This is a genomic window from Actinoplanes sp. SE50/110, from assembly GCF_900119315.1.
Lineage (GTDB): Bacteria > Actinomycetota > Actinomycetes > Mycobacteriales > Micromonosporaceae > Actinoplanes.
Genome location: NZ_LT827010.1, coordinates 7,133,984 through 7,146,009 on the forward strand (window position 1 = coordinate 7,133,984; position 12,026 = coordinate 7,146,009).

General features: G+C 74.0%; 7 protein-coding genes. All 7 read right to left on the reverse strand.

From position 1 onward, the window contains the following. Nucleotides 1-3,957 precede the first annotated feature (3,957 nt). Entirely contained in the window at nt 3,958-5,742 is a 1,785-nt protein-coding gene (locus tag ACSP50_RS31930; protein ID WP_014693442.1) for an AAA family ATPase, read from the reverse strand. A 128-nt stretch (nt 5,743-5,870) separates the two neighbouring features. Continuing rightward, nucleotides 5,871-6,086 (reverse strand): hypothetical protein, encoded by a 216-nt coding sequence (locus ACSP50_RS31935; RefSeq protein ID WP_014693443.1) that lies wholly within the window; start codon nt 6,084-6,086, stop codon nt 5,871-5,873. Continuing rightward, nucleotides 6,086-7,366 carry an MFS transporter gene (locus ACSP50_RS31940; protein WP_014693444.1) on the reverse strand — a complete coding sequence of 427 codons (1,281 nt, stop codon included), beginning with the start codon at nt 7,364-7,366 and terminating at the stop codon, nt 6,086-6,088. The genes ACSP50_RS31935 and ACSP50_RS31940 overlap by 1 nt, the downstream gene beginning before the upstream one ends. Next, complete coding sequence (locus ACSP50_RS31945) at nt 7,363-7,938, reverse strand: helix-turn-helix domain-containing protein (RefSeq protein ID WP_014693445.1); 576 nt, start codon at nt 7,936-7,938, stop codon at nt 7,363-7,365. Before ACSP50_RS31945 ends, ACSP50_RS31940 begins: the two co-directional genes overlap by 4 nt. Nucleotides 7,939-8,111: 173 nt before the next feature. Then, nucleotides 8,112-8,600 (reverse strand): GyrI-like domain-containing protein, encoded by a 489-nt coding sequence (locus ACSP50_RS31950; RefSeq protein ID WP_043515936.1) that lies wholly within the window; start codon nt 8,598-8,600, stop codon nt 8,112-8,114. A 78-nt stretch (nt 8,601-8,678) separates the two neighbouring features. Then, entirely contained in the window at nt 8,679-10,481 is a 1,803-nt protein-coding gene (gene aspS, locus ACSP50_RS31955) for an aspartate--tRNA ligase (protein ID WP_014693447.1), read from the reverse strand. Between the two features lie 78 nt (nt 10,482-10,559). After that, on the reverse strand, nt 10,560-11,108 hold the full coding sequence (locus tag ACSP50_RS31960) for a hypothetical protein (protein WP_014693448.1): 549 nt from the start codon (nt 11,106-11,108) through the stop codon (nt 10,560-10,562). Nucleotides 11,109-12,026: the final 918 nt, after the last annotated feature.

The window sequence follows — 12,026 nt, forward strand, 5'->3', positions numbered from 1 at the left end:
CGGGCACGCCTGCCGCACCACGACCCGGACCACCGGGAACATTCCGGGGCGCGCCGTTGCCCGGAATCCGCGTCGAAGCGCTACCCGGCCCCTCCAGTCCCGGGATCGCACCGGCGGCCGCGGCACCCGCCGTCGCAGCGCCGCCCCCGCGCCGCGGACCGCCGCCACGCGGTCCGGGCGCCGGCGAGACCGGCCCGCTCGGCGTACCGGTACCGGCCGGGAAACCCTGACTCTGCTCGGGCCCCTGTCCGTGGCGACCGGTCGGCGCCTCGCCCGGGAAGTCCTGCCCATACTCCGGCTCGGCCCCGTGCCGGCCTGCCGGGGAGCCCTGGTCTCGCCTCGGACCACGCCCGTCCCCGGCACCCTGCTCCGGCACCGCCCGGCGACGACGACCCCGCGAAGTCGGCTCCGGTCCACCGGCACCGGCCGGGAAGGCCTGACTGGACTCCGGCCCAGCCCCGCCGGGGAACGCTTGCCCGTGTTCCGGCCCACCCAGCCCGGCACGGAAGCTCTGACTCTGCTCAGGACCACCCATGCCCGCCGGGAAACCCTGACTCCGCTCCGGCGAGCCCATGCCCGCCGGAAAACCCTGACTCCGCTCCGGCGAACCGGCACCCGCCGGGAAACCCTGGCTCCGTTCGGGCGAGCCCATGCCCGCCGGGAAACTCTGGCTCTGCTCGGGCGAACCGGCACCCGCCGGGAAACCCTGGCTCCGTTCGGGCGAGCCCATGCCCGCGGAGGTGTCGGCCGTTACGCGAGCGTCCTGCGGCTCGCCGCGGCCGCGACGCCCCGGGCCGGGCTGACCCGGCACGGAAACGCTGCCCTGGCCGGGGATGATCGAGCCGGTCTGGCTGCGCCGATCGGTGGTGAAGCCGTCCTCGTCCGGCTGCAGCTGACCGTTGCCGCCGCGCGGGGCGGGCGGCTGGATGACTCCGGAGGTGCTTTCCGCCATCGCGCCGGCCCGTCCGGGCATGGCCGGAGAACGCTTTCCCTGCCGTCCCGGAACCACCGGCGGCGGCACCGCCGCAGCCGCGCGAATCGGCCGCCCATCTCCGGGCCCGGTCCGCCGGGGCCCGGGCACACCGGCTCCGGGCATGCCGGCCGCGCCAGGCCCCCCGGGGCCGTCAGGCGTGCCGGACCCACCAGCCACTCCGGGCCGGCCCGGTCCCCCGGCCACTCCCGGCCCGCCGGGCACCCCGGGCACCCCGGGTCCGTTGGGCACCCCGGGTCCGTTGGGCACCCCGGGTCCGTTGGGCGTTCCGAAGCCGTTGGGCGTTCCGGGTCCGTTGGGCGCCCCAGGTCCACCGGCGGCCCTGGGCCTGCCCGGCATTCCGGGTCCGCCAGGCACCTCAGGTCCACCGACCGCCCCGGGCCTGCCCGGCATTCCGGGTCCGCCGGCACCCCCCGGTCCACCGGGCACCCTCGGTCCGCCGGCCATGCCGGGTCCACCGGCTGCCTCATGCCGTCCGAGGTGCTGGTCGCGGGGGTCGGAACCGGCCGTGCCCGCCGCCTCGTGTCGCCCGGTGCCATGGTCCCGGGGGTCCGGACCGGCCGCACGACCCGCACGGCGGCCGGCGGGGCCACCCGCGGCACCGGCAGCCAGGCCGAACCGATCCTCCGGCTGCGCGTGCGCACCGGAAACGGGACGAGCGGAACCACCACGCATCCCCTCGGGATCAGCCGCGTGGGAACCCGAGACCGGACGCGCCGAACCACCACGCATCCCCTCCGGACCAGCCGCATGCGAACCCGAAACCGGACGCGCCGAACCACCACGCATCCCCTCCGGACCAGCCGCATGCGAACCCGAAACCGGACGCGCCGAACCACCACGCATCCCCTCCGGACCAGCCGCATGCGAACCCGAAACCGGACGCGCCGAACCACCACGCATCCCCTCCGGACCAGCCGCATGCGAACCCGAAACCGGACGCGCCGAACCACCACGCGTCCCCTCGGGGCCGGCAGCGTGCGAACCCGAAACCGGACGTGCCGAACCACCACGCGTCCCGTCGGGACCGGCAGCGTGCGAGCCTGAGGTCGGCCGCGCCGCACCGCCGCGCGGGCCGTTCGGAGCGCCAGGGGTCGAGCTGTCGGGAGCCGCATGAGGGACCGGCGCGCCGGAGACCGGCTGCGGGCCGGTGCCACCGTAGACGCCGTCCGGCGCATGGTGTGGCCCCTGTGCACCGCTGCCGGGGCGGCCCTGGAAACCGTCGGCCGGCCGGGCGCCGTAAACCTCGGCCGGAGCGTTCGGACCGCTCTCGGCGCGGGATCGCCGGTTCCGTCCCCGCGCTCGGCCACCGGGATCGTCCGCACCGGGGCCACCGGACGTGGGACCGACCGGAATCGGACCGGTCTGGTAGACGCTCGGCGGCACCGTGTCGGTCCGATAGACGCTCGGCGGCACGGTGTCGGGCGGGAACCCGCCACCGACCGGCGGAATCGGCCCCGTCTGATAGACGGCGGGCGGGATCGGGCCGGACGGCTGAACGTCCACGGGCGCCGGGGCCGCCGCTGCACGGAACCGGTCACGCGCCGGGGCGGCCGGCGAGGTCGGTCGCACGCCGGGCGAGACCGGGCGTACGCCGGAAGTCATGCCTCTCGGATCCGGCCCCCCGGCCTGGACACCGGGGATCTCCGGAGCGTTACCGGAACGCGGTATCGCCGGTGACACCGACGGGTCGGGATATCCGGGTTGCCCCGCCGGTCCCGCCTGTGCCGGGAATCCCGGCTGACCGGGATCCACCTGCCGCCGACCGGCACCCGGCTCCGGCGAAACCCCGGCCCGCGCACCGGGCGGAACGGGCCCACCGGACCGCGCCCCCGGAGACACCGGCGCTCCCGGACCGCCGCGACGAGCCGGCGGCATCGCCCCGGACGGCATCTGGCCAGGCGGCATCTGATGCGGCCCAGCCCGACCAGTATCCTGCTGGCCACCGGGCACCGGACCACCCGGCTGCGGCATCGACACGCCAGGCGGCATCTGCCCTTGCGGCCCGGAAGGCCCGCCAGGCGGCATCTGCCCCTGCGGCCCGGGACGCCCGCCAAGCGGCATCTGCCCCTGCGGCCCGGGACGCCCGCCAGGCGGCACCTGGCCCTGAGGCCCGGGACGCCCACCCGGCGGCACCTGGCCCTGCGGCGCGGGCTGCCCACCGGGCATCGGGCCGCCGCGCTGCCCAGGCATGCCAGGAGCCTGACCCGGCATACCGGGCGCACCGGGGTGTTGACCGGGCGGAACCGACGCGTTCGACCCCGGGTGGACCGACGCCACGCCCGGCCCCTGCCCGGCGACCGGTCCCTTGCGCCGCACCGGAGGCTGCTGCCCCGGCCCGACCACACCGGCGACAGCGGCACCCGCCACGACCGCGGGCCCACCGGGCATCTGCCCGCCCACCGGCGGCCGACCGCCGGCCTGCTGCGGTCCACCCTGGGGCTGCGGCCCACCCTGATACTGCTGCGGTCCACCCTGCGGCTGCGCCCCGCCACCCGGATAGGGCTGACCGCCCCCCGGCTGCTGCGGATGCCCACCCGGAAAAGCCTGCGCCCTCCGGCCCTGAGGTCCGCCGGGCTGCTGCGGCCCCTGCCCACCCGGCCGACCGGCCGCGTATTCACCGGAGGCGGCCTGCCATCCGGGTGCGGCGGCACCGGCGGCCGGGCCACCGTCCGTGTCGTCGCCCACGTCGAAGCCGCCGAAGACCGGCCCGCCGTCGTCGGGCGTCTCGTCCGGCCCGGGCGCCCTGCGACCGGACTTGCTCGTCCGGGCCTCACCGGGCAGCGTGCCGGGGCCGATCGCCTCGCCCTGCTGCTTGGCGGTGCGCAGGTCGTCGAGCCAGCCGGTCTCCTCGCGCGGGATCTCGATCGGCTCGGCCGGCTGTTCGGCACGGCCACGCCCGAAGCGGCGGCCCTTCTTGCCGCCCTGTCCGGCGTCGTCGTCGGGCCGTTCGGCACCCCGCGGTGTCACGGCTGTTCCTCCCCGGCGGCGTCGCCGCGCTCGTCTGACCGTTCCCCGTCACTGCCGGCATCCGGCCCGGCCTGCGCCGTACCCGATCCCGTCGCCGTGCCGGCGGAACCTTCCGTCCCACCCGTGCCCGCCGAGGCAGACACCGCAACCCCACCGCTCGCCAGGTCCGAACCCGCACCCGGAGCACCACCGTCCGCCAGGACAGCCGCCGGACCCGAATCCGCACCACCGTCCGCCACCGGGGCCGGGCCGCCCGCCGCAACGGGCAACGAAGCAGGCACCGAGGCGGAAACCGCCACAGATCCTCCCGCCCCGCCGGCCTCCGGTGAGGAGGCCGCCGACGACTGTGACGCATCCGGAGCCGTTGCACCACCCGCCGCGCGGTCCGCACTGTCCGCCGAAGCGGCACGGGGCAGCCCCCGCACGATTCGGCGCAGGCGCGGCACCCGCTCCCCGACGGCGCGTTCGGCCCCGTGTTCGGTCGGCCGATAGTAGTCGGTGCCGACGAGGTCGTCCGGGGCGTACTGCTGGCGGACGACGCCACGCGGGTCGTCGTGTGGGTAGCGGTATCCGCGGCCGTGTCCGAGGCCGCGCGCGCCGGAGTAGTGGGCGTCGCGCAGGTGGGTGGGCACCGCTGCGCCCCGCCCGGCACGGACATCGGTCATGGCCGCGCCGATCGCCGCGGTGACGCTGTTGGATTTGGGGGCGGTGGCCATGTGCACGACGGCCTGGGCGAGGTTGAGCTGGGCCTCGGGCATGCCGATGAGCTGCACGGCCTGGGCGGCCGCGGTGGCCACGAGCAGGGCTTGCGGGTCGGCCATCCCGACGTCCTCGCTCGCGAAGATCACGATGCGCCGGGCGATGAACCGCGGGTCCTCGCCGGCGACGATCATGCGGGCGAGCCAGTGCAGCGCGGCGTCCGGGTCGCTGCCGCGCATGCTCTTGATGAACGCGCTGATGACGTCGTAGTGCGCGTCGCCGTCCCGGTCGTAGCGGACGGCTGCCACGTCGACTGCGCGCTCGGCGGTGGCCAGGTCGATCTCGGCGGAGCCCTGGGCGACCGCGGAACCGGCGGCCGCTTCCAGGGCGGTGAGTGCTTTGCGGACGTCGCCCGAGGCAAGGCGTACCACGTGGTCCTCTGCCTCGGGGGAAAGCGTGACCGCGCCACCCAGGCCGCGCTGGTCGGTGACCGCGCGCCGGATCAGGGCGCGCACGTCGGACTCCTCGAGGGCCTGCAGGGTGAGCAGCACACAGCGGGAGAGCAGGGGCGAGATGACCGAGAAGTACGGGTTTTCCGTGGTCGCGGCGAGCAGGGTGACCGTGCGGTCCTCGACGGCGGCGAGCAGCGAGTCCTGCTGGGTCTTGCTGAAGCGGTGCACCTCGTCGATGAACAGCACGGTCGGCGGGCCGCCGGCGCGGCGCTCGCGACGGGCCGTGTCGATCACCGCGCGCACGTCCTTGACCCCGGCGGTGAGCGCGGACATGGCCACGAACTTGCGGTCGGTGGCGTGCGCGACGAGGTGCGCGATGGTGGTCTTGCCGGTGCCGGGCGGCCCCCAGAGGATCACCGACATCGGGCTGGCGCCGGTGACCAGCTGCCGCAGCGGGGCACCGGGGGCGAGCAGATGCTGCTGGCCGACCAGCTCGTCGAGGCTGGCCGGGCGCATCCGGACGGGCAGCGGCGCGTCGGCCGCCGGGGCGCCGAAGCCGGCGGCGGCAGCGGTGTGCGCCGGCGGCGGCAGGTCCGGCTGCGCGAGGGAGAAAAGCCCGTCCGTTTCCATCGCAACCGACAGTACCGGCCTCTCGGGGGCGATCCGAAATGCGAAAGCGCCGCCTGTGGATAAGCTCCCGGCCCGCTACGCACCGTTACTTCAGTGGGTGCGCGCGGGCCGGGTTCGGAGCCGGTGCGTCAGCCCCGGCCGGGGCGGCGGCCGTAGAACCGGCGGCCGGAACCGGAGCCGGTCGCCGGGCCGCGGCCGACACCCGCGAGGTAGAGCGACAGCAGCAGCAGGCCCAGCGACGCCATCGTCGGGAAGTTGATCAGGTTGGGCACGCCGAAGTTGTTGTTCAGCAGGTCAGAAAGAAAGTAGACGCCGAAGACGACGGCGGCGGCGATGGCGAGCATCAGGTTCCTCCGGGGGTGAGAGCCGATGTCAGGCTGGTACCCCCGTCGATGGGTTCGTGAAACTTGGGTTTCACCAGATAGAGCGGTGCGGCGGCCGCGAGCACGATCGCCCCGGCCACGATCGCGACGCTGGTGCTGACACTCTGCGCGACCGCGGTGAGCAGGATCGCGCCGATCGCGAAGCCGGGCTGGCTGGCCATCGAGCTGAGCGACAGCAGACTGGTGCGGTATTCGCCCTCGGCCTGCCGGTGCATCAGCGCGTTGTGCACCGGATTGGCCGCGCCGTGCACCGCATAGGTGAGCAGGAAGCCGGTGACCACCCCGGCCGGGCCGGCCAGGACGCCCATCCCCACCACCGTGGCGCCCTGCAGCAGGCGCAGCGTGAAGCCGGTCCGGGGTGCGCCGATCCGCCGGACGAGCAGGGGGATCAGGGCCGCGCCGGCGGCCGACGCGCCCCACGCGGCCGAGCTGACCGGTCCCATCAGTGAGGCGGCGGCGTCCTTGTCGGCCAGCACCTCGCTGAGCCGGATCGGCATCAGCTTCTCGAAGGAGACCATCCCGAAGCTCCACAGGATCTCCACCGCGATCAGCGCGAGCACCACCCGGGAGCGGCGGGCCAGGCGAAGCGCCGAGCCGATCGCGATCGGCACCCCGCGGATCGAGGCGGACAGTGCGGCCAGGCCGAGAGCGGGCCGCTCCTCGTGCATGAGCACCGCGATCGCCACCGTGCTGAGCAGACTGAGCAGGATGGACAGCGCCACCGGCACGGTGAGCGCGCTGACCGGCCCGATCGGCCCGAGCCAGACCAGGCCGCCGCTGATCAGGGCGCCGCCGGCGATGCCGAGGCTGAGCACCACCTCACCGTGGCTGAGCCCGGTCTCGATGTCGGCGTTCCGGTCCGCCGCCAGCGACTCGTCGACGAACCAGGAGTCCAGCGGGCCGCTGTCCAGCGCCCGGAAGACGCCCTGCAGCATCCAGGCCACGGCGAAGAACCCGACCGTGTGGGCGACGCAGTACAGACTCAGCGAGACCAGGTTGACCGCGCCGGCCAGCAACAGCACCGGGCGGCGGCCGAGCGCGTCGGCGAATCCGCCGGTCGGCAGTTCCAGCACCATGACGGTGACGCCCTGGACGGCGGTGACCACGCCGGCCTGGGCGATGGTGAGTCCGCGTTCCAGCGGGAGCAGCACCAGCACCGGGATGGTCAGGCCGACGGGGAGCCAGCGGAGCGTGATCAGGATCAGGTAGCGCAGGCGGACCTGGCGTGCCGGAAGGCTCATGATGCGACCCTCGGCAGCGCGGCCGCGACGACCATCACCGGGCGGGTGCCGGGCCGCGGATCGTCCTGGCCCGCCTGCCGGTAGCGCTCGATCACCGCCTCGATCTCGCGCATCATCGCCTCGGTGCGGGCGGCGTCCAGGTGCACCGTGTAGTCGGAGATCCCGGCGGCGTTCTGCCAGCTCTCCGGCTCGCCGGGCAGGGCGCGCCGCCAGTTCTCCGCGGCCTGGGCGAAGTGGCTGACCTGATACGTCTCGAGCCACTCGGCGGCCGCGGTGGCCTCCGGATCGTCCTCGTAGTAGCTGCGCCGGAAGTGGGACGTGTCGTGCGCCGCACGCCACCAGCGTTGCCGGCCGGAGCCCGGCCGCGCCTCCTCGATCACCAGGCCGACCTCGGCGAGCTGCCGCAGGTGGTAGCTGGTGGCGCCGGTGTTGGTGTCCAGGTCGGCGGCGAGGCGGGTGGCCGTCGCCGGACCGGCCTGGCGCAGCCGTCCGAGCAGTCGCAGACGCAGCGGCTGGGCCAACGCGCGGATCTGCGGGCCGGTGAGCCGCACTTCGATGAGCTTGTCCGCCATACCATGCACAATATCTGTGCAACGAACTTATGCAAAGCCGCTTGGGTACGTCGTCAGCAGCGGTCGAGGAAAGCAGACCGGGAGTCACCAGCCCGTGGCACACCCCACGCAGCTCGTCGGGGGCCCCGGCGGCGCGTTGATCACCCGTACGGCGTCAATCGTGGTGTGACCTGTCAATCCGCCAGCTTGAACAGCAGGACGGTCTCCCACTTGTGCATGTCGGGCTGCTCGGCCGGGTTGGTCATCAGCATCTCCAGCCGCGCGGCCCAGCGCTCACCGGTCGGCGTCGGGGTCATGTCCCAGGTCAGGCCCCTGCGCTGGGCCCAGTCGAGCAGCCGCGCGGTGACCGCCATCAATTGGTCCGGATGGCCGACGTGGCTGACCGTCGCATAGCGCCCGGCGGGCAGCGTGTCGATGAAATCCGGCGGCTCCACGGTGACCGGACCGGTGACCGGAATGCCCGCCTCGACCACCATCTCGGCGGCCATGTCGATCACCCGGTAACGGAAGAACGGGGCGCCGCTGACCCGGACGCCGCGCCGCCCCAGGCCGGCGAACATGGTGGGCAGATGGTCGGCGACCCGCGCGAACTCGGTCATGGTGATCGACTCACGACGGCCGACATAGGGCTGCTCGGCGCACTGGACGATGGTCGGCTCCACGCCGACCAGTCTCACAAAACAGCGGCGGCCCCGCATCCTCTGAGCTTCGTCGGATGCGGGGCCGCCTGCGTGCCGCGTCTAGTTGGAGCGCTCCACCGGGGCGGCCTGGCCGTCGGTGCCCGGCGTGCCCGCGGCCGCCTTCGGCTTGGCGTCGACGCCCGCCTCCAGCCGCTGCTGCGCGGTGATCGGGGTCGGCGCGCCGGTCAGCGGGTCGAAGCCGCCACGGCTCTTCGGGAACGAGATGACCTCGCGGATCGAGTCGAACCCGCCGAGCAGCATGCAGGTGCGGTCCCAGCCCAGGGCGATGCCGGCGTGCGGCGGCGGGCCGTACTTGAACGCCTCCAGCAGGAAGCCGAACTTGTCCTGCGCCTCCTCCGGGGTGATGCCGAGCAGGTCGAAGACCCGGCTCTGCACGTCGCCGCGGTGGATACGGACACTGCCGCCGCCGATCTCGTTGCCGTTCACGACGATGTCGTACGCGTACGCCAGCGCCTTGTCCGGGGCGGACTCGAAGTTGTCCAGCCACTCGTCGTTCGGCGAGGTGAAGGGGTGGTGGACCGCGGTCCAGCCGCCCTCGTCAGTCTTTTCGAACATCGGGGCGTCGACGACCCAGCAGAACGCCCAGGCACTCTCGTCGATCAGCTTGGCCCGCTTGGCGATCTCGATCCGGGCCGCGCCGAGCAGCTCCTGCGCCTCGCGGCGCTCGGTGGCGGCGGCGAAGAAGACCGCGTCGCCCGGCTTCGCGCCGACCGCGTCGGCCAGCCCCGCCAGGTGCGCCTCGGACAGATTCTTCGCGACCGGGCCGCGCGGGGCGCCGGTCTCCGCGTCCAGCACCACGTAGGCCAGGCCACGGGCGCCGCGCGCCTTCGCCCAGTCCTGCCAGCCGTCCAGCTCCTTGCGGGTCTGCGAGGCGCCGCCCGGCATCACGACCGCGCCGACGTAGCCGCCCGCGTCGATCGCGCCGGCGAAGACCCGGAACTCGGTGCCACGCAGGTAGTCGGTGAGCTCGATGAGCTCCACGCCGTACCGCAGATCGGGTTTGTCGGAACCGTAGCGGTTCATCGCGTCGGTCCAGGTGATCCGCGGAATCGGCAGCTGCACCTGGTAGTCGGCGAGCTCGCTCCACAGCTTGGCGACGATCTCCTCGCCCAGCGCGATGATGTCGTCCTGGGTCACGAACGACATCTCGATGTCGAGCTGGGTGAACTCCGGCTGCCGGTCGGCGCGGAAGTCCTCGTCCCGGTAGCAGCGGGCGATCTGGTAGTAACGCTCCATCCCGGCCACCATCAGCAGCTGCTTGAACAGCTGCGGGGACTGCGGCAGCGCATACCAGGCACCGGGCTGCAGACGGACCGGAACCAGGAAGTCGCGGGCGCCCTCCGGCGTCGACCGGGTCAGGGTCGGCGTCTCGATCTCGTTGAAGTCGTGCGCGTGCAGCACCTCACGGGCGATCTGGTTCGCCCGGCTGCGCAGGCGCAGCGCCTTCGCCGGGCCGGAACGCCGCAGGTCGAGATAGCGATACTTGAGCCGGATGTCGTCCGAGGCGGTGACCGCGTCATCGATCGGCAGCGGCAGCGGGGCCGCCTCGGAGAGCACGGTCAGCTCGCTGGCGACCACCTCGATGGCGCCGGTGGCCAGATCCGGGTTCTCGTTGCCGGCCGGGCGGGCGTTGACCTCACCCACGACCTTCACACAGAACTCGTTGCGCAGTGCGTGCGCGTCCTCCTCCCGGAAGACCACCTGCACCACACCGGAGGCATCCCGCAGGTCGACGAAGATGACACCGCCGTGGTCCCGCCGGCGGGCCACCCAACCGGCAAGCGTCACCGTCGTGCCGGCGTCAGTGGCACGCAGACTGCCGGCGTCATGGGTCCTGATCACGGAAATGTCTCCTCACCGAGTTTCGCGGGGCGCACCCGACATTCTGTCAGTCCTCCCGCTCTCCCCCCGCCTCACCCCTCAAGCAGGCGCCAGCCAGGACGTCGCCCGCAGGCTCAGATTCCCGGTCACCCCCACCCCGGCGATCTCCACCAGCACGAGCTTCGCCGGCTGGGCCGCCGTCAGCACGCAGAGGGCCGTGCCCACCCTGACGTTCACCGCGGCCCCCGGCTCCAGCGGCCCGTTCCGGATGGCCCGCAGACAGCCGTCATCGTCGAGATCCGTTCGGGCGACACTGCTGCCGGCGGTCGCGCCCGCCCCCAGACTCAGCCGGGCCGGGCCGTTTCCGCACCTGCTGTCATACCGCAGATCCCCGATCTGCGCCCCGACCCCGGCGCGAGGTTCGTCCAGGTCGAGGTAGACCACCGCGGCGCAGCCGATGCGCACGTCCAGAGCCTCTTTGGCGTACGTCACGGGCCGGTCCGCCGCGCCCGACCCGGCCGCCGTGCCGGGGTCGGTCGCCGCGCCGGGGCCGGTCGCCGCGCCGGGGCCGGTCGCGGGCGCCCCGAAGCCGCGATAGGCGAGGAAGCCGAGGGTGCCGGTGCCGGCCAACGCCAACAGGCTGACCACCAGGGCTACGACGGCGATCCCGCGGCCGCCCTTCCGGCCACCCGGTCGCGGGTGAGCGGGGGCCGGGCCGGGCTGCGCTTGCCCGCCGCCGCTGGCCGCGGTCACGACCGGCCCGGATTCCCCGCCGCCGGCAGTTCCTGCTTCCTGTTCCCTGCCGCTGACGGTCCCGGCCTGCTCCCCGCCGCTGACGGGTCCTGGTTGCGGCTTCGTGTGGTCGACGAGTCCTGCATGCTGCTCCCTGCCGCTGACGGTTCCTGGTTGCGGTGTCGCGTCGCCGGACGACCCCTGTTGCGGCACCGCGCCACCGGCGGTTCCGGGCTGCGGCTGACCACCGCCGACGGCTCTTGATCGCGGGTTTCCGGTGCCGCCGGTCCTTGACCGCGGCTCGTCGGCGGCCGGCTGATCGGAGCCGGAACGCTGCTCAGGTAGCCGGCCGGGTACAGGCTGAGCAGGACGCTCCGGCAAGGCGGCGGGCCTGATCCGCCCTTCGCCGCCATCGGTGACCCGCGCTGCGGTCTCGGATCCCGCTGCCGGCACCCGTACATGCCGGATACCCACCGGCTCGGGGACAAGCCGTTCCCCGGCCTCCCCTACGTCCAAGGGGTGAGCTCCCCCCGCGAACGCACCGCTGTCCGGCGTCCGCGAGGCGCCGCGCCCCGCAGGACGTGCATCGACCTGGGTCACCTCACCCGTCAACCCGGACGGCGCCCCGGGCACAGTGGCGCGCGCTGAAACCACCCGCACGTCACCGGCAAGCCAACCCCCTGGCCGGATCGCCGCCTCCCCGCCTCTGGCCGGAGCCGCCGCGTCCCGGCCCCTTACCGGCTCCGCCGCTGCCGGGCCCCTTACCGGCACCGCCGCTGCCGGGCTCCTTACCGGCACCGCCGCTGCCCTGCTCTTTGCCGGACCCGCCACTTC